This is a genomic window from Arthrobacter sp. Soil762 (assembly GCF_001428335.1).
GTDB lineage: Bacteria > Actinomycetota > Actinomycetes > Actinomycetales > Micrococcaceae > Arthrobacter.
The window spans coordinates 364,713-389,458 of record NZ_LMSG01000012.1 but is presented as its reverse complement, the minus strand read 5'-3'; the positions used below and the strand labels follow the sequence as shown (position 1 = coordinate 389,458).

Sequence of the window (24,746 nt, the reverse complement as noted above, 5' to 3'; positions counted from 1 at the left end):
GCCGTGACTTGATGGAATGATGAATTCATCATATCAGGACCCTGCAAGGCCCTCCCGGACGCTTGGCAACGATAGGCTTGAGGTCATGACTATCAATCCGGACCTGCAGGGCCGCAGTTACCCTGCCGCAGAGGTATACGACGTCGGCCGCGAGAAAATCCGCGAGTTCGCCCGCGCCGTCAAGGCCACGCACCCAGCCCACTTCGACGTCGAGGCAGCCAAGGCCCTGGGCCACAGTGACCTGGTGGCGCCGCCCACGTTCGCCATCATCATCGCGCAGCGCGCCGACGCCCAGCTGATCGAGGATCCGGATGCGGGCATCGACTTCACCCGCGTGGTCCACGCCGACCAGCGTTTCATCCACCACCGCCCCATCTTCGCCGGCGACCGGCTGGTGGCGGAACTGCACGTTGACGGCGTCCGCGCCATGGGTGGCGGGGCCATGATCACCACCCGCCAGGAAATCTTTGCCCTCGCCGCAGACGATTCGCGTGAGAGCGTCGCCACCACCACCTCATCCATCCTCGTCCGCGGAGAGGGACAGTAACCATGAGCCCCACTTTCAGCGAACTTTCGGCAGGCCAGGACATCGGCAGCCGCACCGTCGAGGTCAGCCGCACGGACTTGGTCAAGTACGCCGGCGCGTCCGGCGACTTCAACCCCATCCATTGGAACGAAGCCTTCGCCACCGGCGTGGAACTGCCCGGTGTGATCGCCCACGGCATGTTCACCATGGGTGCCGCCGTCCAGCTGGTGACCGACTGGGCAGGCGACCCCGCCGCCGTCGTCGACTTCCAGACCCGCTTCACCAAGCCGGTCCTGGTCACCGACACCACCGGAACCACGGAGCCCGGGGCCACCATCGAGGTCAGCGGCGCCATCGGAAAGCTCGACGCCGAGGCGGGCACCGCCCGTGTTGACCTCACCGTGGTTGCCGCCGGCCAGAAAGTGCTGATGAAGGCCCAGGCCGTCGTCAGGCTTTCATGATCCTTTGACCGTAAACACAACTGCCGAGGTCACTGCCTGGCGCAATGCCGTGGTGGTTGCCTATGCCGGCAGCGGATTTGCCTTCGCGTCCTGGGTGTCCCGGCTTCCGGCGATCCGCGACGGGCTGGACCTGACCCCCGGCACTGTCGGTTTGCTGCTGCTCTGCATGACGCTGGGGTCGTTTATCTCTGTGTCCGCATCGGGGCTGATCGTGCTCCGCCTGGGCTCCAAACGGACCATCCGCGCCGGCGCCATCATGGTGGCCTGCGGCATGGCGATCGCCGGATTTGGAACATCGGTCCTGGCCACGCCTATTGCGGTGGCCATGGGACTTGCCGTCATCGGATTGGGTTCCGCCAGCTGGAGTACCGCCTCCAACGTCGAGGGCGCCTCGGTGGAACGCGCGGTGGGCCGGCACATCATGCCCAGGCTGCACGGCGCGTTCAGCCTCGGCACCGTGGCAGGTGCCGGCCTTGGCGCGTGGGCCGCAGCCGCCTCGGTCCCGGTGTTTTGGCACCTGGCGGCGGCCGGCGTCGTGGTTGCCGTCTCGGTGACGACGGCGGCAGCCTGGTTCCGTGCGGATGTCACCCCGGTCGCGGGGGAGCGGACGTATGTACCGGACAACTTCGAGGACCCGTTCACGGGCCCGATCCCCATTGTCACCGCCGGGGCGCCGGCTGACGGTTCCGGTGCACCGCTGGACAACAAGCGGAAAATTGCGGAGGCCTGGCGCGACCGGCGCACTCTGCTGCTCGGAGTCATGGTCCTGGGGCTTGCCTTGGCCGAAGGTGCAGCAGGGGACTGGGTGGCCCTGGCCCTCGCCGACGGGCACGGCCAGACCGACGCCGCCGGAGCCGCCGGCTACGGGCTCTTCGTGACCTTTATGACCATCGGACGGTTCGCTGGCACGGTGGTCCTGGACCGCTTCGGCCGCGTTCCGGTTATGCGCTGGTGCGCCGCGCTGGCAGTGTTCGGGCTCGGCCTGTTTGTGTTTGCCCCCGTTCCATGGCTGGCCTTTGTGGCCCTGGCCATCTGGGGACTCGGCGCCTCGCTGGGGTTCCCGGTGGGCATGTCGGCCGCGGCGGACGATCCCGCCAAGGCCGCGGCCCGCGTCTCCGTCGTGTCCACCATCGGCTACGGCGCCTTCCTGTGCGGGCCGCCGTTGTTGGGGCTGCTGGCCGAACACGTGGGCATCCTGCACTCGCTGCTGGCCGTGATGGTCATGCTGGTGGCCACCTTCCTGCTCTCGCCGGTGGCCCGGAAGATTGCCTAGGTTTCCCTATAGTGTGGTCTGGTGACTTCCATTTTGCTCTCCCACCTGACCACCGCCGCCGTCGGGGGACCCGCCGGCAAGTACATTGAGGCCAGCACCGAGGCGGAGATCATCGACGCCGTCCGCACGGCAGACGCCGCGGGGGAGCGGGTACTCATCATCGGCGGCGGCTCCAACCTCCTGATTTCCGACGACGGGTTCCCCGGCACCGTGATCAGGATCGCCTCGGAAGGGTTCACCGTCAACGCCGAGGATTCCTGCGGCGGCGTGGCAGTGGTGGTCCAGGCCGGCCACAACTGGGATGCCCTGGTGGAGCACGCCGTGCTGCATGCGTGGTCCGGCATTGAAGCACTCTCCGGCATCCCGGGAGCCACAGGCGCCACGCCGGTGCAGAACGTCGGGGCCTACGGATCTGACGTCTCCCAGACCATCGCGGCGGTACGCACATGGGACCGGACCCGGAACGCGGTCCAGACCTTCACCAACTCCGAGCTGAAGTTCGGCTACCGCGATTCCATCCTGAAGCAGACCACTGTCGAGGGATCACCCCGCTACATCGTGCTGACCGTGGAATTCCAGCTCCCGCTGGGCCGGATGAGCGCACCCATCCGCTACGCCGAGCTGGCCCGCTCCCTGGGCGTGGAGGCAGGCAAGCGCGCGTACTCCAACGATGTCCGCCGGGAGGTCCTGAGGCTGCGGGCATCCAAAGGCATGGTCCTGGATCCCGAGGACCGGGACACCTATTCCACCGGCTCCTTCTTCACCAACCCGGTAGTCCCTGTGAACGTGGCGGCAACGCTGCCGGAGTCCGCGCCGCAGTACCCCGCCGGGGCGGACGGGCTGGTGAAGCTGTCCGCCGCGTGGCTGATCGACCAGGCAGGGTTCGGCAAGGGTTATGGCCTGGAGGAAGGCAGCGCCTCAGGCGGGCGGGCGTCACTGTCCACGAAACACACGCTGGCCATCACCAACCGCGGCTCGGCCAGCGCCAAGGACATGCTGGCCATCGCGCGCGAGGTGCGCGCCGGCGTCGTCGAACGCTTTGGCATTGAACTGCACCCGGAACCGCTGCTCATCGGCGTGACGCTCTAGCGTTCAGCTCGTTGAAGGCGTCAGCTTGCTTGCGTGACCGGCGCCGTGCGCCCGTCAACGGCGCCCGTCAGCCGGACGTTCGTGGCCATGCCCAGCAGGGCGGCGGCCCAGCCGGTCAGCGCCAAATATGGACCCATAAACAGCCAGACCAAAAGTCCGGGAACTGCGGGGTGGGTCGCGGCCGCGACGATGCAGGCCACCAAACCGATCACGGCGGTGGCATGGGCGAGGACCCAGATCAGCCGGCCGCTGACGGGATAGAGCTTCCAGTCGCGCACAATGCGGACCTTGCCGCGGCCCACCCGGATGCCGGGAAAAAGCACGGCGTACCCTCCGCCGAGCGACAGGAACAGGGAAGGCAATAAGAGTTCCAGGGGTGCCTCGCCGCCGCCTCCCGGGAATCCCAGGGGCTGGAAACCAATGGCCGGGGCCAGCCCGATGGCCACGCCGGCCAGGACGGATACGGTCCCTGCCACCAGCCATGCCTGTGTTCCGCGCGCGAACAATTGCCACAAACTCCCCAAAGTCATGCTTACACCCTATCGGGCCGGGTCCTACGATGAGGACATGGCAGTGAACCATGTAAGCCCCAAGGTGATGGGCAGGTTACGCCTCGCCTCCCAAGGACTGTTTGGCCCCGGACTCGGCTCCGTAGAGGCCGCGGTCCGCTGGATGACGGCCACGCAGGCTCAGGACCTGCAGGCCGCGTTCTGGGCCATCGGCGTCCGCGTTCCGGGCGCAGGGTTGACTGACGTTCGCGCCGCGTTGGACAGCGGAAGGGTGGTCCGGTCCTGGCCGATGCGCGGCACCCTGCACTTCGTTGCTCCAGAGGATCTGCGCTGGATGCTGGACCTCACCACCGAGCGTCTTAGCCGCATCATTGCCGGCCGGCACCGGGAACTGGACATCACCTGGGCGGACATCGAGAAGTGCCGCGACGTTGCCTTGGAGCGGATTGCGGCCGGCGGTCCCGTGAGCCGGACCGAACTCTTCGAGGTGTTTGAGGCAGCCGGGCAGCCCACCAGCGGCCAGCGGGGGATCCACCTCTTGGGGACGCTGTGCCGGAACGCCTGGCTGGTTCAAGGGCCATTGGCGGGGAACCAGCAGCTGCTGGTGGCGTTCGATGACTGGATTCCGGTGTCGCGCGAGCTTGAGCGGCAGGAAGCGATCGCCGAGTTCATGTTGCGCTACTTTCGCAGCCACGGCCCTGCCACCGTCCGCGACTTCGCCTGGTGGACGCAGATTCCCCTGACCGACGTTCGGGCGGCGTTTGAGCTGGTCAGCGGGCAGCTGGTGGAGCTGGAATTCGGGGGCGTCCACTACTGGATGTCACCGGAGACTGCATCAATGCTCGACGACGGCGTGCCCGGGCAACGCTCCGTGCTCCTGCTGCCGGGCTTCGACGAGTTCCTGCTGGGCTATCAGGACCGCAGCCTGGTGTTGGCGCGGGAGCACGCCAACAAGATCGTCCCGGGCGGCAACGGAGTATTCAAGAAGACCGTCGTGGCCGGGGGAGTGGTGATCGGCACGTGGGCGCGGGCCGGAACCAGCCGCAGCGCCGCCGTCGTGCCTGAACTGTTTGATGACTCGCAGCCACTTGGACCCGCTGCGCAGGCCGTGTTCAGCAAGGCCGCGGTACAGTACCTCGCATTCCTGGACAGCTAAGCCAGGCCCCATTCGCCGCCCTGCAGAACACGACCGGCCCGGCCCCGCAAAAGCGGTGCGGGGCAGCACCGTTCCTGCGGGGCAGGGCCGTTCAAGTAGCGGGGAGCCGCGGGAGGTTAGAGGTTCCCGGTGGCGATGTTGAGCATGCGGCGCAGCGGCTCGGCGGCGCCCCAGAGCAGCTGGTCACCCACGGTGAAGGCGCTGATGTACTCCGGGCCCATTTCCATCTTGCGGATGCGGCCCACGGGGATGTCCAGGGTGCCGGACGCGGCCACGGGGGTCAGGCCCGCCATGGAGTCTTCCTTGGTGTTCGGGATGACCTTGGCCCACTCGTTGTCCTCGGCGAGGAGCTTCTCGATCTCGGCCACGGAGAGGTCCTCGCGGAGCTTGAGCGTCAGCGCCTGCGAGTGCGAACGCATGGCCCCGATCCGGATGCACAGGCCGTCCATCATGATCCGGTTTTCGTCCGAGGTGCCCAGGATCTTGTTGGTTTCAACCCCGGCCTTCCACTCTTCCTTGGACTGTCCGTTGCCGAGGTCCGCGTCGATCCACGGGATGAGGGAGCCGGCCAGTGGCACGCCGAACTGGGTGGCGTCGATGTCGGAGCGCTGGTGGGCCAGGACCTTGCGGTCAATTTCCAGGATGGCCGACGCCGGGTCGTCCAGTTCCGAGCTGACCTCGGCGTTGAGCGTGCCGAACTGGCTGAGCAGTTCGCGCATGTGCCGGGCGCCGCCGCCGGAGGCCGCCTGGTAGGTCATGGATGTGCCCCACTCGACGAGGCCGTTCTTGAACAGCCCGCCGAGGCCCATGAGCATGCAGGAAACGGTGCAGTTGCCGCCAATGAAGTCCTTGGTGCCGTTGACCAGGCCCTTGTCGATGACGTCGCGGTTGATCGGGTCAAGCACGATGATCGAGTCGTCGTTCATGCGCAGCGTGGAGGCGGCGTCGATCCAGAGGCCGTCCCAGCCGCGGCCTCGCAGCTCGGTGTGCACGCGCTTGGTGTAGTCCCCGCCCTGGGCGGTGACAATAATGGGCAGCTTAGCCAGCGTGTCGACGTCGAACGCGTCCTCAAGCTTGCCGGCGGCGCCAGCGGCAGCACCGGCAATCGACGGGGCGGCGCCTCCCGCGTTTGACGTGGAGAAGAACACCGGGTTGATGTTGGCGAAGTCGCCCTCGTCCTGCATGCGCTGCATCAGGACGGAGCCGACCATGCCGCGCCATCCGACCAGGCCGACGGAGGGGGTAGCTGCTGTAGTCATTCGTCCAGTTTAGACGCCGGATCGCGCAGGTCGCAGTCGGTTACGTCACTCGCGCGGGGATGCGTACGACGGCGTGCGGGAGGAAACAGGCGTCAGCTGCGGTTGGTTTCCTCCAGCACCGCGGCTTTGCGGAGTCGCAACGCGTAGAAGGCGCCGAAGGCAAACACCTGCGTCACCACCACAAGCACGATGGCCCCCGCGATCTTGTTGCCGCCCAGGATCATGGTCAGGCCCACGATCGCAGAGAGCAGCGCGAGCAGCGGCAGCAGCATGTAGCCCAGCACAAACAGTGTTTCCGGTTTTTTCAACATCTCAGCCCTGCGTCCTAATCCATTTGGTAAACCTGTAGCGCGTTCCGTTGGCCGCCGTCAGCCACCCGTCTGGCGGGACGGAGGCCGCCGCCTCCCAGGTCTCGTCGAGCTCCGGAGCGAACGTGTCGCCGTCGGCCTCCATATCGATGGTGGTGACCACCGCGACGTTGGCGAGTTCGGTGGACTGGCGGAAGACTTCCCCGCCGCCCAGGATCCAGACGGTCCCGCCGCCGTCGACGAACTGCGACTCAAGGAGGGCATCATCCAGGGAGGGGACCACGACGGCGCCATCCGCCTCGGGCGATTCGCCCCAGTTTTTCTGCCGGGTTATCACAATGTTTGTCCGGCCGGGCAGGGGACGGTACTTGTCCGCGAACGACAGCCACGTCTTGCGCCCCATGATCACAGGGTGCCCCATGGTCAGCCGGTTGAAGTGCTTGAGGTCCTCAGGGAGGTGCCAGGGCATGTCGCCGTCCTTGCCGATCACACCGCCCGACGTCTGCGCCCACACAAGGCCGACGCCGGTCACGGAACCGGCGAGTTCCTGCGTGAAGTCCTGGGGGTCTGCTGCGTTCTCGGTGCTCATACGGCGATTGGGGCCTTGATTGTGGGGTGGTGCCGGTAGCCCACCACTTCGAAGTCCTCGAGCGTGTAGTCGAAGATCGAGGCCGGCTTCCGGGTGATCTTCAGCTGCGGGTATTCATACGGTTCCCGGTCCAGCTGCTTCAGGACCTGGTCCATGTGGTTCTCGTAGATGTGGACGTCGCCGCCTGTCCATACAAACTCGCCAGGCTCCAGCCCCACCTGCTGCGCAATCATGCAGGTGAGCAGGGCGTAGGAGGCAATGTTGAAGGGCACGCCCAGGAACATGTCCGCAGAGCGCTGGTACAGCTGGCAGGACAGTTTGCCGTCGGCCACGTAGAACTGGAAGAACGCGTGGCACGGGGGCAGTGCCATGTCCTTGAGCTCGGAGACGTTCCAGGCAGACACGATGTGCCGGCGCGAGTCCGGGTTGGTCTTGAGGTTCTCCACCAGCTCGGCGATCTGGTCAACATGGCCGCCGTCAGGGGTGGGCCAGCTGCGCCACTGGACGCCGTAGACGGGACCCAGTTCGCCTTCCGCGTCGGCCCACTCGTTCCAGATGCTGACGCCCTGGTCCTGCATCCATTTGACGTTCGATTCGCCGCGCAGGAACCACAGCAGCTCCACCGCCACGGACTTGAAATGCACGCGTTTGGTGGTGATCAGCGGGAAGCTCCGGCCAAGGTCAAAGCGCAGTTGACGGCCGAAAACGCTGGTGGTTCCGGTGCCCGTGCGGTCGGATTTGTGCGTGCCATGGGCCAGGACGTCGCGCAGGAGGTCTTCATAAGGCGTCGGGATGCTCACGGCTAAAGTCTACCGGGCGAAGCCCTGCCGACCCCGCAAGGGTCCCGCGGCTGGCCTCAACGCTGGCCGCCTGCCGCGCATCGGATCAGCCCTTCCTCTGCCTGCTACGGACCAGATCGAGCAGCAGTTCATCGGTGAGCCGGGCGTCGCGCCCGGCATTGACCAAAAGGTCGACGGCGGCAGTCACCGCTTCCGGCACCGGCCCGCCTGCTTGCTGGGCGCCGCCCGGTGCCGGCTGCGCGACGACGGTGCCGTTCCGCCGTCGGGATTCAATGAATCCGGCAGCCTCAAGTTCCTTGTACGCCCGCGCGACAGTTCCGGCGGCGATGCCCAGATCGGCGGCCAGGCTGCGGACAGTGGGCAGCCTGCTTCCGGCGGTGAGTGTTCCGGTGGCGATCAGGGCGCTGATCTGCGAGCGGATCTGTTCAAACGGCGGGGTTGCCGAGCGCAGGTCGACGGAGATGCCGGAGTTCACGGCACCCCTTCCCGGGCAGGCTTCACCGGGGCGGCCGGAGTCCGGGCGAAACCCTTGACCGGGATGACGGCGACCACCACGCCGGCGGCCGCGAGCAGCACCCCCGCAATGATGGCCGGCTGCCACGGGGCTGCCCAGGTTGTTGCCGGCAGGCCCAGCAACGGCGGCCAGGCCCGGCTTGCCGTCATCAGCAGCACGCCTGCTTGGGCTGTGCAGTAGGCGGCAAACGTCCGCACCACACGATGGACCGTGATGGCCCGCAGTGCGGCGTCCAGGCCGTGGATGTCGGTGGATATGCTGCGACGCCTCCGGGCCGCAACAACCGGCAGGCCGGCGATGGCCGCGACGGCCGCCGTCGCAACCGCCGCGATCACCCAGCCGGGAGAACCATCGGGGGGCGTGCCGCCCGGGCGCAGGAAACCGTCCAGCCCGGCCTCACGCAGGTCCCATTCCCCCGCAGCAGTCAGCACCGTGATCGCGACGAAGAGTACGACGGCGACGATCGCCGTGGTGAGCAAGGCCGGGCTCACCACCTGCCGCGGCCATGTCCGCGGTATCCCGTGGGTGCCATAGCTGCGCTGGAGCAGCAGCTCGCCGGCCCCAGGCACCAGCAGAACGGCTGCCGCCATCAGCGCGACAAACAGCACCGGCAGCCCCGGAAGACCGGGGCCGGGGAAATAGAGACCGGGCACGAACAATCCCAGTACGGCGACTGCTACCGGAGTGAACCCCATGGCTGCCCCGAGGGAAACAACGAGACGGGTTGCCGGATGCGCGGCGGCCGGTGATTCTAAGAGCGCCGCCCTGTTCCCCTTGCCGTTGACCTGGACGCTGGGCAGCTTGGGTGGCGCCCACCCCCACATGACCAGCAGCACTACGAACGCCGCGAATCCGGCCGGGTTGGTCCAACTGGCTACATTGGCGGCCGGATCGGGCCGGGCAGCAAAATTGCCTGCCACCGCGGCAAGCCCGACGGCGATGGTTGCGACGGTCCTCAAAAGCCTGTTCATGGCGATGGTCCGCAGCAGGTCATTCTCCGGTGCATCCAGGGCCTCGAGCTGCCTCCGGTGGCTGATGAGTTTGAGCACCAGCGCGGTTCCCAACGCCAGGGTCAGCCAGGCGGCGCCCAGGCAGGCGGCCAAAACGTAGCCCTGGATCCGGCCGTCCCCACCGGTGCGCCTGAAACTGCTGGGGTCTTCCTGCAAAGCGCCATACGGGATGGAGTCGTAGGCGGGAAGGCCAGCCACAAACCCGATCTGCAGCGCCGAACCCAGAAAGATCGCGGCGACAGTCCAGGCGAGGGGACGGGGCAGGTAGTACGGGATGCGGCGGATCTCCAGGGAGGCCAGCCGGCGGGGGAGCCGGGGTCCGGGGTAGCTCAGCTGCCCCACGGCATGGACCGCGAGGCAGCCCAGGACCGGCCACGCCAAAGCTCCGAGGATGCTTGTTGGCGTGGCCAGGGTGGGCGATGTGTTGCCCGCCGGAAGGATGCCCGCAGTCCACGCGGCCTGCAGGGAGCTAGCCAACCATCCGATCACGCCGATCCACAGCGCATGCTGGGAAACCGTCACGGCGGTGGTCCCGCCGCCCGGGGCCCTGATCACCCACCGCAACAGCAGGTACAGGCCGGCGGCCAACAGGAACGGCCACAACGGGACCATGGGCGGCACGTTGTGAACCGCTATTTCGAGACCGTCGACGCCCGGCACATCATCCCCCAGATTTTGCGCATCAATGTACTAAGTATTTGATACAAACATCTCGGGGTCAACAGGCTGTGGCGTCGCGCCCGGCATTGACCAAAAAACGCTAGTCGTCGAAGGGCTTGAACTGCTCCACTGCCACGATGCGGCGCCTGTTGTCGATGGCCACGTGGCACACCACCAGCTCACCAGGGGACAGGTACGGGTCGGCGTCCGGCAGGAGCGCGCGCACGCGGCCTGGCATGTGCTTGCCCAGCTGGCCCAGGATGGTGGGCAGTGCGGGACGGTGCGTGCAGACGGCGACGGGCCGTGCCTTCTCCAAGAGCGACTCAATGGCGGCAGCGGTTTTTTTGGGAGTCCTGGCGTGCCGGTGTTCCGTCAGCGCTTCCACCAGTTTGACCTTGGCCCCTGTTGCCCTCAGGTATGGGGCCACGGTTGACACGCAGCGCTGCCAGGGACTCGTCACCACGCGCGGTGGCTTCCAGGCTTGCAGCAGCCGGCCCACGGCCTGCGCCTGCCTGATTCCCGTCGCGGCCAGGGGCCGTTCACCCTCGGCTTTGGACCAGGACGAGCGGGGCTTGGCCTTTGCATGCCGCACCACAATCAGCGGCCACGTATTGAGATCACCCCGGCCATGGGCTGCCCGCAGGTACTCCAAGGGAACGACGTCGGTCGGATTGGACAGCAGCCCCGCGGCCGTTTCAGGGGCGCACCACACCACGCGGTCCACCTCCTTGCCGTCGGGAACGAGGGGGGCTCCGTTGACGTGGACCGCCCAATAGTGGACCACCTTCAGCCCAGCAGGCACCCGGTAGTGGATGGGCGGCAGCGGAATGCCCAGGGGCGCATCCAGTCCGATCTCCTCCTGCACCTCACGGGCCGCGCATTCAGGAAGGGTCTCACCGGCGTCGATCTTGCCCTTGGGCCAGGACCAGTCGTCATACCGCGGACGATGGATCAGCAGGACTTCGAGACCTTCAGAGTTGATACGCCAGGGCAGCGCCCCGGCTGCGACGACGGCGACTGCCTCGCCGGAATGTTCTGTTTGGTCTGCTACGAGGATGTCGCTCGCCAACGCCGTAGCCCTACCGACGGCTCAGGCTGCGCTGGCGCGTGCGCGACGCCAGCAGCCAGGACTGGATGTCGTCGAGGTGGCTGCCGTCGTCGGCAATGTGGTGCCGGTTCCATAGGCCCTGGCTATCCAGATGCCAGCTGGCTGTCTCCGGATCCATGTAGCGGCGCAGCAGGTTAAGGACGTAGCTGATGTCGTCGGGATTGGACAGCTGGACCAGGGCCTCGACCCTGCGGTCCAGGTTCCGGTGCATCATGTCCGCCGAGCCGATGTAAACCACAGGATCGCCGCCGTTGGCAAAGGCGAACACGCGGGAGTGTTCCAGGAATCGGCCCAGCACGGAGCGCACCGTGATGTTGTCGCTGAGGCCCGGAACGCCGGGACGCAGCGAGCAGATGCCGCGCACAATGACGTCCACCATCACGCCGGCCTGGGACGCGCGGTAAAGGGAGTCGATGATGGCTTCATCCACCATGGAGTTGACCTTGATCTGCACCCTGGCGGCCAGCCCGGCCCGGGCGTTGCGGATCTCGGTCTCGATGCGGTCGATCAGCCCGGAGCGGACGGAGCGCGGAGCAACCAGGAGCCGCTTGAACGTGGACTTCGGCGCATAGCCGGAGAGCTGGTTGAACAGTTTGGAAAGGTCCTCGCCCACCTGGTCATTGGCGGTCAGCAGGCCAAGGTCCTCGTAGTAGCGGGCCGTGCGGGGATGATAGTTGCCGGTGCCGATGTGGCAGTAGCGGCGTAGCCCGTCCACTTCCTGGCGGACCACCAGCGACAGCTTGCAGTGGGTTTTCAGGCCCACGATGCCGTAGACCACGTGGACGCCCGCCTGTTCCAGCTTGCGGGCCCAGGAGATATTGGCCTGCTCGTCGAACCGGGCCTTGATCTCCACGAGGGCCAGCACCTGCTTGCCGGCTTCGGCGGCATCGATCAGGGCGTCAACGATGGGGGAGTCGCCCGAGGTCCGGTACAGGGTCTGCTTGATGGCTTGGACCTTGGGGTCCGCGGCCGCCTGTTCCAGGAACGCCTGCACCGAGGTGGAGAAGGAGTCGTATGGGTGGTGGAGCAGGATGTCGCGGCGGCGCATGGCCGAGAAAACGTTGGCGGCCTTGGACGTCTCGGACTCGTTGAGGAACCGGGACGTGTGCGGCATGTGCTTGGGGTAGTGAAGGTCGGCACGGTCAATTCCGGCAATGACTGACAGGCCGCGGAGGTCCAGCGGAGCCGGGAGCGAGTACACCTCGGACTCGTCCACTCCGAGCTCACGGATGAGCAGGGCCCGGATGTTCGGGTTGATGTCGTGGGTGACTTCGAGGCGGACGGGCGGGCCGAACCGGCGGCGCAGCAGTTCCTTCTCCAGCGCCTGCAGGAGGTTCTCGGCGTCGTCCTCTTCCACTTCGAGGTCCTCGTTGCGGGTGACGCGGAAGATGTGGTGTTCCAGGACTTCCATGCCGGCGAAGAGCTTGTCCAGGTGGACGGCGATGACTTCCTCAAGCGCGATGAAACGCGCCACGCGTCCCGCCACGGCCCCGGCCCGCGGACCGTCGATGGAGATCAGTCGGGGAAGCTGGTCCGGAACCTTGAGGCGGGCGAAAAGTTCCTTGTCACTCACGGGGTTGCGGACCACCACGGCCAGGTTGAGGGAGAGGCCCGAAATGTAGGGGAACGGGTGTGCCGGGTCCACGGCCAGCGGCGTCAGGATCGGGAAGACCTTTTCGGCGAACATGGCGCTGAGCTGCTGCTTGGCGGTGTCGTCCAGTTCGTCCCAGTGCATCAGGTGGATGTGCTCATAGGCCAGGGCGGGGCGGATCTGTTCGGCGTAGACCTGGGCATGGCGCTGCTGGAGGCGGTGGGCTTCGTCGCCGATCTTCTCCAGCACCTCGACAGGGCTGAGGCCGGCAGGGGAGGGCACGGCGAGGTTGGTGGCGATGCGCCGCTTCAGGCCCGCCACCCGGACCATAAAGAACTCGTCCAGGTTGGACGCGAAGATGGACAGGAAGGCCACGCGTTCCAGGAGGTGGAGCGTGGGATCTTCGGCGAGTTCCAGGACGCGGGAGTTGAAAGCCAGCCAGCTGAGCTCGCGGTCCAGGAAACGGTCCGGCCGGATGTCCCCTTCGGGCACAAGGTTGGGCGCAAACTCGGGGATGTCGATCCGGTCCTGCGTTGCGCGCGAGGCAGGGACTTCGGATGAGCCGAAGCGCGCGCGCACCGGCGCTGAAGCGCCCTCGGACGTGACTGTTCCGGCGGGTTCCGGTTTCATGGTCTCTCCTCTTACCTGGCGCTTGATGCTGGCCCTCGGCCGGCGCGGTTCTTTACCAACCTTACAATCAATCAGCGTCCACAAGCCCTAGATTCGGGCCACCCGAAGGCGTTAGTCACACGAGCGGGATAACTCACCCGGGCGCCACTAAACGGAGGCCAGCGGTCCGTACATCACGTCCATATCCCAGCGTGTGAAGCCCAGGGCCCGGTAGAGGGAAACGGCAGGGGTGTTGTCGGCATCCGTGTAGAGCATGACGGCGTGAAGCCCCAGGCCCTGCAGATGCCTGATGCCAGCCACTGTGAGTGCTTTGCCCAGGCCCATACCCTGCGCGGCCGGTGTGACGCCCACCGCGTAGACCTCGCCGATCGCCGGGTGGGCGCCGTGGCGCGGATGCACCTTGGTCCAGTGGAATCCCAGCAACCGGTCCTCGGCGTCCACGGCCAACAGGAAGCCGGCGGGATCAAACCAGTCCTCGGCCATGCGGGCATCCAGGTCCGCGCGGGACATCGAGCCCTGCTCGGGGTGGTGGGCAAATGCGGCGCGGTTCGCAGCCAGCCAGCGGTCCTCGTCCTTGCCCCGTACAAAGGGGCGGAGTGTGACGCCATCCGGTAGGCCGACGTCGGGCAGTTCTGCCGTTGCGGTGGTCAGCCTCATCTTCCAGAGTTCGCGCACTGGACCGTAGCCGTAGCGGGCGGCGAGGTCCGCGGCTGCCTCGTGGTTGCCATGGGACCACGCCTTCAGTCCATCCAGGCCTCGCCCGGACTGGAGTGCGCCAACAAGCCGGTCCGCCACGCCCTGGTTGCGGTAGCTGGGGTGGACGGCAATTTCCAGCACTCCGCTGCCGTCCGGATCCTCCACAACAACGGCAAACCCGGCCAGGTCCTGGCCGGAGGAGGGATCGGAGTCCTCGTCCGGCGCGTAGAGCGCCAGGGTCAGGAGGGAATGCTCTGCAGAGTCCCCGGCGCGGAGCGTCATCACCGTTTGCTCGGAAAGCGAGGGGTTGCCGTCAGACTCCTCGGCAGCTGCGAGGAGCGCCACGCAGTCCGTCAGCAGCTGTTCTTCCAGACCGCCGTGGACAATAAGGACGGGCCATTTTTCCGGGTGCGCAGGACTCATGAGGCTAGGCTATACGCCCCGGCCGGAAGGCGCTCCGATTTGATGGCCCCGGGGCAGGCACGTATAGTCGATATCTCACCCGCCGGTAACGGTGGGAACGAGGGGGATCCACCAGTGGGGTGGCCTCGATACGTTCGACCCGTATGTCCTCCACAAATACAGCATCACTAAGACAGCAACAGCCCCGGACCAGCGGTCCGGGGCTGTTCCTGTATTGAACGGTGTCAGGCTTCCGTCAGTTCGTCTTCCTGCTGCCGCACAAGAGTCAGCCGGTAGCCGACGTTCCGGACCGTACTGATCAGGTTTTCGTGGTCGGCGCCAAGCTTGGCACGCAACCGCCGGACGTGGACGTCCACGGTGCGCGTGCCGCCATAGTAGTCATACCCCCACACCTCGGTGAGCAGCTGCTGGCGGGTGAAGACGCGGCCGGGGTGCTGGGCCAGGTATTTGAGGAGTTCGAATTCCTTGAACGTCAGGTTCAGGGGCGCTCCGTTGACGCGGGCCGTATAGCTCGCTTCATCGATGACCACGCCTGCCGCCCGGATCTCCGTGGGGGCGTCATCCTTGTCCGGCACGGCCCGCGCTACGGAGAGCCTGATGCGGGCTTCCACTTCGGCGGGACCGGCTGAATCGAGCACGATGTCATCCACGGCCCAGGCTGAAGAAACTGCAGCCATGCCGCCCTCGGTCAGGATCAGGACCAGGGGTGCGCTCAGACCTGTGGCCTTGAGCAGCTGGGTGAGGGAGCGGGCGCCCACCAGGTCCTTGCGGGCGTCGAGAAGCACAATATCGCAGGGATCGGTCTCCAGCAGGGCTGTGGGTTCCGCGGCGAGGATGTGCACGCGGTGGTTCAGCAATTCCAGGGCAGGCAGAATGTCCACCGAAGAACCGGTGCTGTTCGTCAATAGCAGGATGTGCGACATTGTTCCTCCAAGGGGCGTCCGCGCATCTTCGGGCGACTGAACCGGGTTTTCACCGGCCGGTACTATCTCACTGCAGCGGACTTGGCCGACCAAGAATCAATCCGGCCGGCATCCGTAGCAGGAAGCGTAGCTGAACTCTGAGTATACCCACCGGCCTGCACGACAGCACGGATTCCGCCCCCTCAAACCTTCGTTTTGCGACATATCCGGGTCACATAAGGCAGGATTGAACCGTCGGGCAGAACGCCCTGACACCGAAGGCCGAGCCGCCGGGTCCACAGCCAGAATGGGATGCCACGAATTGAGTGCAGAGTCGAAGCCGAAGCGAACCGGCCGGCCGGGTTCCCGATGACCGCCGAGGTTCAGGCCCCGGCAAAGTCACTGGGCTCGTGGGTCATCGGTGTTGTCGGAGTGGCGGGACTCGTAGCGATCATCGCCGGCGTCTACATCTCACGCGAGGCACTCATCGGCGTCGCTGTGGTGATTGCTGTGGCGGTAGGCATCGGCTGGCCCCACTTTCTCCGCATCCCCGCGAAAAAGACCCTTGCAGCCGTCATCGCGCTGCCCGGCGTCGGATCGGCGCTCGCTGCCGGTTTTGTCCCCGCCCCGGGTTTCCTGGACTGGACGCCGGCGTTCATGGCGTTGGGAATGATGGCTGTGTTTGTGGTGCAGCTCATCCGAGGCACGGGCCAGGCCCAACGGCTTGAGTCCACCCTGGGCTGCTGCGCCGGGGTGCTCCTCTCGTGCCTGGGGGCAGGCTGGATAGCCGGCGCGCGCTTCAACGGCGTCCGCGAGATGCTCCTGGTGGCAGCCATCAGCGCTGCCGTGGCGCTGCTGGCCGGCCTCATCCGCTGGCCGGACAGTATCGTGGCCCCCCTCGGCATCGTGATGGCAGGACTTGCCGGGCCGCTCGCTGGCCTGGTCTTCTCCGACATTGCAGTTCTGCCGGCGGCGATCTTCGGCGTTGTGGTGGGCGCCGTGCTGGTCAGCTTCCGCCGCCTCGTAACACTCCGCGGCGGTCCGCTGAATCTTTTGGCTGCGGTTAGCATGGGGCTTGCGCCGGTTTCGGCCGTGGGCTCGCTGGCTTACTTCATAGACAAACTACTCATCTACTAACCGGTTAGGATGGCATCATGTCCGTACTTGCTTTTGAAATCTTCTTCCTCGTCCTGCTCGGCATCGCCAGCCTGTCCATGGCCTGGTTCGCCGGCTTTGTGGTTTACCGCCTCTTCAAAGGCCAGAAGTAAACCCGTTCAACGAGATAGCATTTTCCTGAGGTAATTGCCGTGCCGATAGAAATTCCTACAGATCTGACACCCGAACTTGTTCCGCTTTCCTGGCTCATCGGTGAGTGGGAAGGCAGCGGCCGGCTCGGCAGCGGGGACGAGGACTCGGAACACTTCCTCCAGCATGTCTCCTTCACGCACAACGGCCTGCCGTACCTTCAGTACCGCGCGGAGAGCTGGTTAACCGACGACGACGGCACGCGCCTGCGGCCGCTGACAGTTGAGACCGGTTTTTGGGCGCTGGAGCGCAAACAGCTTGATGCCGACGGCGGACCGGGCCTGATTCCGGCCGATATTGTTCCCGCACTCAAGAGCGCCGACGAAGTCGAAGCGCTCCGCAATAAAGACGGCGGGTTCGATATCTCTGTGTCCATCTCACATCCCGGCGGGATCTCCGAGCTCTACTACGGCCAGATCAAGGGCCCGCAGATCCAGCTGACCACCGACATGGTGATGCGTGGGAGCCATTCCAAGGACTACAGCGCGGCCACGCGGATCTTCGGGCTGGTGGACGGCAACCTGCTCTGGCGCTGGGACGTGGCCACCGGCGGAACGTCGCAGCCCGGCAAGGGCCTCGAAGCGCACGCCTCGGCTTTCCTGAAAAAGGTTTCCTGACGCCCTGCCGTGTCACCGGTCATCAGTAGACTTGGCTTTCTGGGCAACACCGGCGAGTGAATCAAGGGAGCGTCATGGCTGCACCGCAGGACTCTACGGATTACAGCGACCTGAAGGCTGTGTTCTTCAACGGGACCCTTAAACGGTCGCCGGAGATCAGCAACACCGAGGGCTTGATCAACGTCAGCCGCCTCATCATGGAGAAGCAGGGCGTCAGCACCCGGGTGATCAGGACTGTCGATCACGACATCGCCAGCGGTGTTTACCCCGACATGACCGAGCACGGATGGCCCTCCGATGAGTGGCCGGAACTGTACCCGGCTGTTGAAGAAGCCGACATTGTGGTGGTTGCCGGTCCGATCTGGCTGGGCGACAACTCCTCCCAGACCAAGAAGCTGATCGAACGGCTCTACGCCCATTCGGGGGAACTGAACCACAAGGGCCAGTGGGTGTTCTACCCCAAGGTTGGCGGCTGCCTGATCACCGGCAACGAGGACGGCATCAAGCACTGTTCCATGAACGTGCTGTACAGCCTGCAGCATGTCGGCTTCACCATCCCGCCGCAGGCCGACGCCGGCTGGATCGGCCCGGTGGGTCCCGGCCCGAGCTACCTGGACGAAGGCTCCGGCGGTCCCGAATCCGACTTCACCAACCGCAACACCACGTTTATGACCTGGAACCTGCTGCATTTTGCCCGGATGCTCAAGGACGCCGGCGGGATTCCCGCGTACGGCAATCTTCCTGAAGAATGGAAAGCCGGAACCCGCTTCGACTTCGAGAACCCCGAATACCGCTGACGCCGCCCCCAGGTGGCCGACCCACGGTGGTGGAGCTAGGAGAGACCGCTGCCCGAGACCGGAATACCTACTGACCTAAGGACGTTCCCCCAATATGACTACTCCCAGCCCACTACTGTCGCGCCCCGGCGCCGTCGAGGCCACCGGCGCGGACGCCGGCGTCGCATCCCACTACGGTGAGCCGCTGCGTGAGCAGCGCGCCCTCGCAGCCGGTACCGCCGTCGTCGACCTCTCCCACCGCGGCGTGGTGACCGTCAGCGGTCCGGACCGGCTGACCTGGCTGAACACCCTGTCTTCCCAGCAAGTCACCGGCCTGCAGCCTGGGGAGTCAAGCGAGCTTCTGCTGCTGAGTGTCCAGGGCCGGATCGAGTTTGACGCCCGCGTAGTGGACGACGGCGGGACCACCTGGCTGATCGTTGAGGCCGCCGAGGCTGCACCGCTGGCTGAGTGGCTGAACAAAATGAAGTTCATGCTTCGCGTCGAGGTCACCGACGTCTCCGCCGACTGGGCAGTTCTCGGGTCCACTAAGACTGTGGAGGAATGGTCCGGACTGCTGGCGTGGCAGGATCCGTGGCCGCATGTCGGCGCCGGCGGCTACTCCTACGCCGTGGTCCCGGAGGAAGGACACCCGGGGCTGGAGCGGCCCTGGATCGAGTACCTGGTGCCGGCCGCCGAACTCGAGAACACCGTGGCGGACCGCCCGCTCGCCGGCGTTATGGCGGCCGAAGCCCTCCGCATCGCTGCGTGGCGCCCCAGGCTGGGCGCCGAAACCGACGACAAAACCATTCCGCACGAACTGGACCTCCTCCGTACCGCCGTGCACCTGTCCAAAGGCTGCTACAAGGGCCAGGAGACCATCGCCCGCGTGCACAACCTGGGCCATCCGCCGCGGCGCCTGGTGTTCCTGCAGCTGGACGGGTCGCAGCACACAATGCCCGCGCCCGGCAGCCAGGTCATGCTCGGCGAGCGGAAGGTCGGGACGGTGACGTCCGTTGCCCAGCACTACGAAATGGGCCCGGTGGCGCTGGCCGTCATCAAGCGGTCTGTCGCACCGGACGAAATGCTGACCGTGCTGGACGGCGAGGAGCCTTATATCGCTGCCCAGGAAGTAATTGTTGCTCCCGACGCCGGCCAGGTAGTGGGGCGCCAGACTGGATTCCTGAGGGGGACCCGCTCATGACTGAGAACACCGCACCCGACGCCGCTACGCCCGGCGCGGCCAAATCCGAGGCCACGACCAACGACGAAGCCGTGGCACTGGCGCACCGGCTCTTCCAGGCTGCCCGGGAGGGGGACACCGGTCTGCTGCGGAACTATCTCGAGGCCGGGGCGCCCGCCACCATGACCAACACCGCGGGCGATTCGCTGCTGATGTTGGCCGCCTACCACGGCCACGCGGAGACGGTACAGCTGATCCTTGAGCACGGCGGAGAGGCCAACACGGCCAACGACCGCGGCCAGACCCCCTTGGCCGGTGCAGCATTCAAGGGGTATACGGACGTGTCCCGCGTGTTGCTGGACGCCGGTGCAGATCCCGACGCCGGCAGCCCCTCCGCCCGGGCTGCCGCGCAGATGTTCGCCCGCACGGACATCCTCGATCTGCTGGGCAACTGAGGCTTGGAAAATGTAGCGCGGCCTTGGCCAGCCCTCTGGTCCCTGGTCATCGGGTTCTTTATGATCCTGATCGACACCACCATTGTTTCGGTGGCCAACCCCAGCATCATGGAGGGACTGGGAACGGACATCAACGCCGTGATTTGGGTGACCAGCGCCTACCTGCTGGCCTACGCCGTGCCGCTGCTGATCACTGGCCGGCTCGGCGACCGCTTCGGACCCAAGAAGCTCTACCTCTCCGGCCTCGTGGTGTTCACGCTCGCCTCCCTCTGGTGCGGACTGGCCGGTGACGTCCAGACGCTGATCACCGCACGGATCTTCCAGGGTCTGGGTGCCGCCATCATGACGCCGCAGACCATGGCGGTAATCACCAGGATCTTCCCGCCGGACCGCAGGGGGGCCGCCATGGGCCTGTGGGGCGCCACTGCGGGCCTGGCCACGCTGGTGGGACCAATCCTGGGCGGCCTGCTCGTGGACAGCCTCGGCTGGGAATGGATCTTCTTCATCAACGTGCCGGTCGGCATCGTTGGATTTATCCTCGCCTGGCGGTTCGTCCCCACCCTCAGCACGCACTCCCATAAGTTCGACATCCCCGGCGTGCTGCTCAGCGCCGTCGGGCTCTTCCTCCTGGTGTTCGGCATCCAGGAAGGCGAGACCTACAACTGGGGGACCATCGTGGGCCCCGTCAGCGTCTGGGGTCTTATCATCTCCGGCCTGCTGGTGCTTGGGGCGTTCATACTCTGGCAGCGCTTCAACAAGGGCGAGCCCCTGCTGCCGCTGGGCCTGTTCCGGGACCGCAATTTTTCCCTGGCAAACATCGGGATCACCACCGTTGGCTTCACCGTGACCGCCTTCGCGCTGCCGCTCATTTTCTACTACCAGCTGGTGCGGGGCATGACGCCCACCGAATCGGCGCTCATGATGGTTCCCATGGCCCTCATCTCCGGTGGACTGGCGCCCGTGGTGGGCAAAATCATCGACCGGGTCGATCCGAAGTACATCACTGCCGGCGGGCTGGTCCTGATGGCCGTGGCGCTGTTCTGGAACTCTGCCCTGATGCACCCGGATACCCCCATCCTGCTCTTCCTCCTGCCCAGTGCTGTCCTGGGGTTCGCGAATGCCGGCATCTGGGCGCCCCTGAGCTCCACGGCCACGCGCAACCTGCCCCCGCGTCAGGCCGGGGCAGGTTCCGGGGTCTACAACACCACCCGCCAGATCGGCGCGGTATTGGGCAGCGCGGCCATCGCCGTGCTCATCCAGGCGCGCCTGGCCGCGGAGCTTCCCGCGCAAGGTCCCGGGTCCGGCGGAATGGAATTCTCCGGACTGTTGCCTGAGGCGCTCCATGAGGGATTCTCGACGGCGATGGGACAGTCCATCCTGCTTCCTGCCGGTATGATCCTGGTGGGCGCAGCCGTGGCACTGTTCTTCGCCAAGCCCAAGGTAGCAGCGGGCTGGGGCGGTCAGCCGGCGGCTCCGGCCGTAGAGGGTGCCACCCGGGCGTCCTAGGCAGCGTCCCAAAAGTGGGCAGCCGTCCTAGACGGCGTCAGCCCAGGTGCACGCTGGTCTGGATGCCGCCGGTGGACAGGCCCAGCTGCCGCGCCAGGGCCACGGCGCCGGTGTTGCTGACTTCGGCACGCCACTGGACGATGAGGCCCGCCGCGAGGGCCTCGTGGGCAGCGATCGATGCGGCCACGGATCCCAGTCCGCGGCGCCGCCACTCGGGGTCCACCAGGACCCCCATCTGCGCGAGAAGTCCTTCCCATTCCCCGTAGGCGCCGCAGGCCACCGGAACACGCAGCCCGTCCACCTCGTGGAGGATCGTGTAGCGGTTTTCGAGTTCTGACAGGTGCACTTCGTTGACGTCGTCCGGCGGGCACAGGCCTTCGAGCTCGATCGCCTCCGGGTTTCCGTGGGACACGGTCAGCTCTTCGGAAGGCTGGCGCAGGGGCAGGTCGTCGGCGAAGAACAACGCCGCCGAGCCCAGGCCGTGGCCTCCATGGGACCGCGTCAGGGTCAGGAGGGTCACATGATGCGCCATCTCCTCGTCCGGAATTGCGGCGGCGGCGTCAATGACCCATTGGGGCCCCACCAGTGCCGAGCTGCCGAACAGCCTGACGAACTCCACAGTCTCTGCAGCGTCGTCGGCCCTGACCATACGCTCGCCGGAAGTCAGAGACGCAGCGAAAGCGCCGTCGTCGAGCCCCAAATGCCGGGCCCAAGCGAGCTGGATGATGGCGGCGGAACCGGGGTCAAGAGTCATATCCCCAGCCTACCCAGCACAGGGAAGCGCGAACGGACACTTGAGGCCCCACAGCGGAGGGGCCTCAAGCGTCCGTTCGCGCTGATCGGGTTTAGCCGAACAGGACCGCAGCCTCGTCGTAGCGGTTCTGCGGGACGGTCTTCAGCTGGCCCAGGGCCTTGTCGAAGCTCACGTGTTCAATGTCGGTGCCCTTGAGCGCCACCATGGTGCCCCAGTAGCCCTCCACCACGGAGTCGATGGCGGCCATGCCCAGGCGGGTGGCGAGGACACGGTCGAAGGCTGAGGGGACGCCGCCGCGCTGGATGTGCCCCAGGATCGTGGCGCGGGTCTCGATGCCCGTGCGCTTTTCGATCTCGGGGGCGAGCCGGTCGGCGATGCCGCCCAGCCGGGGCCGGCCGAACGTGTCCAGGCCGCGCTCGGAGTGGGGGGATTCCATGTGGTCCGGAACAAAGCCCTCGGCCACAACAATCAGCGGGGCGCGGCCACGGTCGTGGGCTTCCTGGACCCATTCGGTGATCTGCTCGATGCTGACCTTCTGCTCGGGGATCAGGATGGCGTGGGCGCCGGCGGCCATGCCGGCGTGCAGGGCAATCCAGCCCACATGGCGGCCCATGACCTCGGCGATCATGCAGCGGTGGTGGGACTCGCCCGTGGTCCGGAGCCGGTCGATGGCCTCGGTGGCGATCTGGACCGCCGTATCAAAACCGAAGGTGTAGTCGGTGGCGTCAAGATCGTTGTCCACGGTCTTGGGGACACCCACGATCTTGAGACCGACGTCGGTAAGGCGTTTCGCGGCCGCGAGGGTCCCTTCGCCGCCTATCGCGATGATGGCGTCGATGCCGAGGCGGTCCATGTGGGCCTTGATGACCTCCGGCCCGCCGCCGTTTTCAAAGGGGTTGGTGCGGGAGGTGCCCAGGATGGTGCCGCCCTGCTTGGCGATGCCGCGGACCATGCTGCGGGGGATGTCGATGATGTCGCCTTCGACGACACCCCGCCAGCCGTCCAGGAACCCCACGAATTCGTGGCCGTGGATGGCGATGCCCTTGAGGACGGCACCGCGGATGACAGCGTTCAGTCCGGGGCAGTCGCCACCGCTGGTAAGAATTCCAATTTTCATGTCTCGGCTCAAATCCTGGTGTGAAGGTTTACAGGCAGAGCGCCACGCTGAGCTCACCCTAGATTCTAGTGGTCGGTGTGGGGTACGACACAAACCGGTTACAAAAGACCCCGTTCCATGGCAAGGACCACGGCACGGGTCCTGTCGTCCACATCGAGTTTGTTGAAGACCCGCAGCAGGTGGGTCTTGACCGTCGCATCGGCAATGTGGAGCGCCGTGGCCACCTGGGGATTGCTCAATCCCTGTGCCACGCAGCGGAGGACCTCCACCTCCCGGGCCGTCAGCCGCGGCAGTTCAGGCGCGCGCAGCCGCGAGACCAGGCGTGCCGCCACCGGCGGGGCGAGAACCGTCTCACCGCGTGCTGCAGCGCGCACGGCCTTGATGATGCGGTCCCCGGCGGTGTCCTTCAGGAGATAGCCCACCGCCCCGGACTCCACGGCGTGCATGATGTCGGAGTCGTCGTCGTACGTGGTCAGCACCAGCACCTTGGTGTCAGGAAACCGGTCCCGGATCTGCGCGGTGGCGCCGGCGCCGTCAAGGATGGGCATCCGCAGGTCCATCAGCGCAGCAAGGCCGCTCCGGACCACGGGGTGGTCATCGGCGAGGACAACAGTCACAGTTTCCGGGAGGCTCATGTCACGGCTCCGGCCAGGGGTGCGTCCGTACCGCGGGTCCCTGGCTCGGCGTCCGTGCCGCCGGGCCCGAGGGCCTCGGTGGGGACCACCGCCACCAGCCGGGTGGCGCCCGGCGCGGAAGTGAGCTGGAGCCGGCCACCGATTTCGTCCAGCCGGGCAGCCATCGACTTCAGGCCGAATCCCTGGCGATCCGCCGAGACTTCAAAACCCTGCCCGTTGTCCGTGACGGTCAGCCGGAGCAGCGGCGGGCCGCCGGCAGGGATATCCATCAGTACCTTCGCGGCCGTGGCTCCGGAATGCCTGCGGACGTTGTTGAGTGCCTCCTGGGCTGTCCGGAGCAGCGCCACCTGCTGCGTGGACGGCAGCGGGGGCAGGCTGTCGGGCAGCTCCACGGTCAGCCGGAGGCTGTCCAGGTGCAGGGTATCCGGCAGCCGCTTCAGTGCCGCCAGTAGTACGGGCAGGACCGCCAGCGTGGACGCGCTTTGTGCCGACTTGGGCAAAGCGGTGAACGCGATGGCCACGGTGGCCCAGGCTGCCGTGGCCAGGACCATCAGCAGCGCCACCAGGCCCCACTGCCCGGCGTCCCGGGGCAGCGGGACGTCGAACAGGACGGCTGCCGCGAGCAGCAGGAGAACAGTCTGGGCCACGATCAGGTAGAGCGTCTGGCCTGTCTTCCCGATGAAGTACGAAGCTGCGGGCAATGGCGTACCGGCCAGCCGCTTCACCGTGCCGTTGAAACGCTCGGTGGCCACGTGGGTGCCCAGGTTCTGGAACCCGCTCAGGATGGTGCTCAGCGCAAGCATACCGGGCAGATAGTAGTGCGCCGGGGTGATGCCGCCCTGACCGTCCGGGCCGGCTCCGAAGACCGGCTCATCACCGAACACAGTTCCAAAACAG

26 protein-coding genes are annotated in these 24,746 nt (G+C 66.3%); 11 read left to right on the top strand and 15 right to left on the bottom strand.

Going from position 1 to position 24,746, the window contains the following annotated elements:
• The first annotated feature begins 85 nt into the window (after positions 1–85).
• The 4 genes from ASG77_RS09840 to ASG77_RS09825 are packed head-to-tail and all read left to right on the top strand — an operon-like array spanning position 86 to position 3,349.
• The gene (locus ASG77_RS09840; protein WP_056344520.1) at positions 86–547 is read left to right on the top strand and encodes an FAS1-like dehydratase domain-containing protein; all 462 of its coding nucleotides are present in this window, start codon (positions 86–88) and stop codon (positions 545–547) included.
• 2 nt (positions 548–549) lie between these two features.
• Positions 550–987 carry a MaoC family dehydratase gene (locus ASG77_RS09835; protein WP_056344517.1) on the top strand — a complete coding sequence of 146 codons (438 nt, stop codon included), beginning with the start codon at positions 550–552 and terminating at the stop codon, positions 985–987.
• 4 nt (positions 988–991) lie between these two features.
• A complete protein-coding gene (locus tag ASG77_RS09830; RefSeq protein ID WP_056344514.1) occupies positions 992–2,260 on the top strand; it encodes an MFS transporter in 1,269 nt (422 codons plus the stop codon).
• A gap of 21 nt (positions 2,261–2,281) precedes the next feature.
• The gene (locus ASG77_RS09825; protein ID WP_056344511.1) at positions 2,282–3,349 is read left to right on the top strand and encodes a UDP-N-acetylmuramate dehydrogenase; all 1,068 of its coding nucleotides are present in this window, start codon (positions 2,282–2,284) and stop codon (positions 3,347–3,349) included.
• 20 nt (positions 3,350–3,369) lie between these two features.
• Here the strand turns inward: ASG77_RS09825 and ASG77_RS09820 are convergent, their stop codons facing one another.
• Complete coding sequence (locus tag ASG77_RS09820; protein ID WP_156380241.1) at positions 3,370–3,879, bottom strand: hypothetical protein; 510 nt, start codon at positions 3,877–3,879, stop codon at positions 3,370–3,372.
• Between the two features lie 37 nt (positions 3,880–3,916).
• Between ASG77_RS09820 and ASG77_RS09815 the strand changes: the two genes are divergently transcribed.
• The gene (locus ASG77_RS09815) at positions 3,917–5,014 is read left to right on the top strand and encodes a winged helix DNA-binding domain-containing protein (RefSeq protein WP_056344505.1); all 1,098 of its coding nucleotides are present in this window, start codon (positions 3,917–3,919) and stop codon (positions 5,012–5,014) included.
• A gap of 116 nt (positions 5,015–5,130) precedes the next feature.
• Here ASG77_RS09815 and asd read toward each other — a convergent pair whose 3' ends face one another.
• The 10 genes from asd to ASG77_RS09765 form a co-directional block, all read right to left on the bottom strand.
• A complete protein-coding gene (asd, locus tag ASG77_RS09810) occupies positions 5,131–6,273 on the bottom strand; it encodes an aspartate-semialdehyde dehydrogenase (RefSeq protein WP_056344503.1) in 1,143 nt (380 codons plus the stop codon).
• A 92-nt stretch (positions 6,274–6,365) separates the two neighbouring features.
• Positions 6,366–6,584, bottom strand: a complete 219-nt coding sequence (locus tag ASG77_RS09805; protein WP_056344500.1) for an NF038396 family protein — start codon at positions 6,582–6,584, stop codon at positions 6,366–6,368.
• Between the two features lies 1 nt (position 6,585).
• Positions 6,586–7,170, bottom strand: a complete 585-nt coding sequence (locus tag ASG77_RS09800; protein ID WP_056344497.1) for a dihydrofolate reductase — start codon at positions 7,168–7,170, stop codon at positions 6,586–6,588.
• Positions 7,167–7,970, bottom strand: coding sequence for a thymidylate synthase (locus ASG77_RS09795; RefSeq protein ID WP_056344494.1), 804 nt, complete (start codon positions 7,968–7,970; stop codon positions 7,167–7,169). Before ASG77_RS09795 ends, ASG77_RS09800 begins: the two co-directional genes overlap by 4 nt.
• 85 nt (positions 7,971–8,055) lie before the next feature.
• The gene (locus ASG77_RS09790) at positions 8,056–8,445 is read right to left on the bottom strand and encodes a GntR family transcriptional regulator (protein WP_056344490.1); all 390 of its coding nucleotides are present in this window, start codon (positions 8,443–8,445) and stop codon (positions 8,056–8,058) included.
• On the bottom strand, positions 8,442–10,106 hold the full coding sequence (locus ASG77_RS09785; RefSeq protein WP_235564427.1) for a hypothetical protein: 1,665 nt from the start codon (positions 10,104–10,106) through the stop codon (positions 8,442–8,444). The genes ASG77_RS09790 and ASG77_RS09785 overlap by 4 nt, the downstream gene beginning before the upstream one ends.
• A 148-nt stretch (positions 10,107–10,254) precedes the next feature.
• On the bottom strand, positions 10,255–11,223 hold the full coding sequence (locus ASG77_RS09780) for an NUDIX hydrolase (RefSeq protein WP_056344488.1): 969 nt from the start codon (positions 11,221–11,223) through the stop codon (positions 10,255–10,257).
• A 10-nt stretch (positions 11,224–11,233) separates the two neighbouring features.
• Positions 11,234–13,483: an RNA degradosome polyphosphate kinase gene (locus ASG77_RS09775; RefSeq protein WP_056344486.1), complete on the bottom strand. Its 2,250-nt coding sequence runs from the start codon at positions 13,481–13,483 to the stop codon at positions 11,234–11,236.
• Between the two features lie 147 nt (positions 13,484–13,630).
• On the bottom strand, positions 13,631–14,602 hold the full coding sequence (gene mshD, locus ASG77_RS09770; RefSeq protein WP_056344484.1) for a mycothiol synthase: 972 nt from the start codon (positions 14,600–14,602) through the stop codon (positions 13,631–13,633).
• A 224-nt stretch (positions 14,603–14,826) separates the two neighbouring features.
• Positions 14,827–15,525, bottom strand: a complete 699-nt coding sequence (locus ASG77_RS09765; protein WP_056344481.1) for a winged helix-turn-helix transcriptional regulator — start codon at positions 15,523–15,525, stop codon at positions 14,827–14,829.
• A gap of 348 nt (positions 15,526–15,873) precedes the next feature.
• On the opposite strand from ASG77_RS09765, the gene ASG77_RS09760 reads away from it, so the two are divergent.
• The 6 genes from ASG77_RS09760 (at position 15,874) to ASG77_RS09735 (ending at position 21,343) form a co-directional block, all read left to right on the top strand.
• Entirely contained in the window at positions 15,874–16,641 is a 768-nt protein-coding gene (locus tag ASG77_RS09760) for a hypothetical protein (RefSeq protein ID WP_056344478.1), read from the top strand.
• A 170-nt stretch (positions 16,642–16,811) separates the two neighbouring features.
• On the top strand, positions 16,812–17,426 hold the full coding sequence (locus ASG77_RS09755) for an FABP family protein (RefSeq protein WP_056344475.1): 615 nt from the start codon (positions 16,812–16,814) through the stop codon (positions 17,424–17,426).
• A gap of 74 nt (positions 17,427–17,500) precedes the next feature.
• Entirely contained in the window at positions 17,501–18,223 is a 723-nt protein-coding gene (locus ASG77_RS09750; protein ID WP_056344472.1) for a flavodoxin family protein, read from the top strand.
• 94 nt (positions 18,224–18,317) lie between these two features.
• Positions 18,318–19,403 carry a CAF17-like 4Fe-4S cluster assembly/insertion protein YgfZ gene (ygfZ, locus tag ASG77_RS09745; RefSeq protein WP_056344469.1) on the top strand — a complete coding sequence of 362 codons (1,086 nt, stop codon included), beginning with the start codon at positions 18,318–18,320 and terminating at the stop codon, positions 19,401–19,403.
• On the top strand, positions 19,400–19,837 hold the full coding sequence (locus ASG77_RS09740; protein WP_056344466.1) for an ankyrin repeat domain-containing protein: 438 nt from the start codon (positions 19,400–19,402) through the stop codon (positions 19,835–19,837). The genes ygfZ and ASG77_RS09740 overlap by 4 nt, the downstream gene beginning before the upstream one ends.
• A 3-nt stretch (positions 19,838–19,840) precedes the next feature.
• Positions 19,841–21,343 carry a DHA2 family efflux MFS transporter permease subunit gene (locus tag ASG77_RS09735; protein ID WP_056344463.1) on the top strand — a complete coding sequence of 501 codons (1,503 nt, stop codon included), beginning with the start codon at positions 19,841–19,843 and terminating at the stop codon, positions 21,341–21,343.
• 37 nt (positions 21,344–21,380) lie between these two features.
• Here ASG77_RS09735 and ASG77_RS09730 read toward each other — a convergent pair whose 3' ends face one another.
• The 4 genes from ASG77_RS09730 to ASG77_RS09715 all read right to left on the bottom strand — a co-directional run bounded on the left by ASG77_RS09730 (position 21,381) and on the right by ASG77_RS09715 (position 24,733).
• Entirely contained in the window at positions 21,381–22,097 is a 717-nt protein-coding gene (locus ASG77_RS09730; protein ID WP_056344461.1) for a GNAT family N-acetyltransferase, read from the bottom strand.
• A 91-nt stretch (positions 22,098–22,188) separates the two neighbouring features.
• Positions 22,189–23,214: an ATP-dependent 6-phosphofructokinase gene (locus ASG77_RS09725; RefSeq protein WP_056344459.1), complete on the bottom strand. Its 1,026-nt coding sequence runs from the start codon at positions 23,212–23,214 to the stop codon at positions 22,189–22,191.
• 98 nt (positions 23,215–23,312) lie between these two features.
• A complete protein-coding gene (locus ASG77_RS09720) occupies positions 23,313–23,849 on the bottom strand; it encodes a LuxR C-terminal-related transcriptional regulator (protein WP_056344456.1) in 537 nt (178 codons plus the stop codon).
• A complete protein-coding gene (locus tag ASG77_RS09715; RefSeq protein ID WP_056344452.1) occupies positions 23,846–24,733 on the bottom strand; it encodes an ABC transporter permease in 888 nt (295 codons plus the stop codon). Before ASG77_RS09715 ends, ASG77_RS09720 begins: the two co-directional genes overlap by 4 nt.
• Positions 24,734–24,746: the final 13 nt, after the last annotated feature.

Excerpts from the sequence above, each read along its gene's own strand:
- ASG77_RS09840 (WP_056344520.1), top strand. The coding sequence starts at position 86 with ATGACTATCAATCCGGACCTGCAGGGCCGCAGTTACCCTGCCGCAGAG.
- ASG77_RS09835 (WP_056344517.1), top strand. The coding sequence starts at position 550 with ATGAGCCCCACTTTCAGCGAACTTTCGGCAGGCCAGGACATCGGCAGC.
- ASG77_RS09820 (WP_156380241.1), bottom strand. The coding sequence starts at position 3,879 with ATGACTTTGGGGAGTTTGTGGCAATTGTTCGCGCGCGGAACACAGGCA.
- ASG77_RS09815 (WP_056344505.1), top strand. The coding sequence starts at position 3,917 with ATGGCAGTGAACCATGTAAGCCCCAAGGTGATGGGCAGGTTACGCCTC.
- asd (WP_056344503.1), bottom strand. The coding sequence starts at position 6,273 with ATGACTACAGCAGCTACCCCCTCCGTCGGCCTGGTCGGATGGCGCGGC.
- ASG77_RS09805 (WP_056344500.1), bottom strand. The coding sequence starts at position 6,584 with ATGTTGAAAAAACCGGAAACACTGTTTGTGCTGGGCTACATGCTGCTG.
- ASG77_RS09800 (WP_056344497.1), bottom strand. The coding sequence starts at position 7,170 with ATGAGCACCGAGAACGCAGCAGACCCCCAGGACTTCACGCAGGAACTC.
- ASG77_RS09785 (WP_235564427.1), bottom strand. The coding sequence starts at position 10,106 with ATGGTCCCGTTGTGGCCGTTCCTGTTGGCCGCCGGCCTGTACCTGCTG.
- ASG77_RS09775 (WP_056344486.1), bottom strand. The coding sequence starts at position 13,483 with ATGAAACCGGAACCCGCCGGAACAGTCACGTCCGAGGGCGCTTCAGCG.
- mshD (WP_056344484.1), bottom strand. The coding sequence starts at position 14,602 with ATGAGTCCTGCGCACCCGGAAAAATGGCCCGTCCTTATTGTCCACGGC.
- ASG77_RS09765 (WP_056344481.1), bottom strand. The coding sequence starts at position 15,525 with ATGTCGCACATCCTGCTATTGACGAACAGCACCGGTTCTTCGGTGGAC.
- ASG77_RS09760 (WP_056344478.1), top strand. The coding sequence starts at position 15,874 with ATGACCGCCGAGGTTCAGGCCCCGGCAAAGTCACTGGGCTCGTGGGTC.
- ASG77_RS09750 (WP_056344472.1), top strand. The coding sequence starts at position 17,501 with ATGGCTGCACCGCAGGACTCTACGGATTACAGCGACCTGAAGGCTGTG.
- ygfZ (WP_056344469.1), top strand. The coding sequence starts at position 18,318 with ATGACTACTCCCAGCCCACTACTGTCGCGCCCCGGCGCCGTCGAGGCC.
- ASG77_RS09740 (WP_056344466.1), top strand. The coding sequence starts at position 19,400 with ATGACTGAGAACACCGCACCCGACGCCGCTACGCCCGGCGCGGCCAAA.
- ASG77_RS09730 (WP_056344461.1), bottom strand. The coding sequence starts at position 22,097 with ATGACTCTTGACCCCGGTTCCGCCGCCATCATCCAGCTCGCTTGGGCC.
- ASG77_RS09725 (WP_056344459.1), bottom strand. The coding sequence starts at position 23,214 with ATGAAAATTGGAATTCTTACCAGCGGTGGCGACTGCCCCGGACTGAAC.
- ASG77_RS09720 (WP_056344456.1), bottom strand. The coding sequence starts at position 23,849 with ATGAGCCTCCCGGAAACTGTGACTGTTGTCCTCGCCGATGACCACCCC.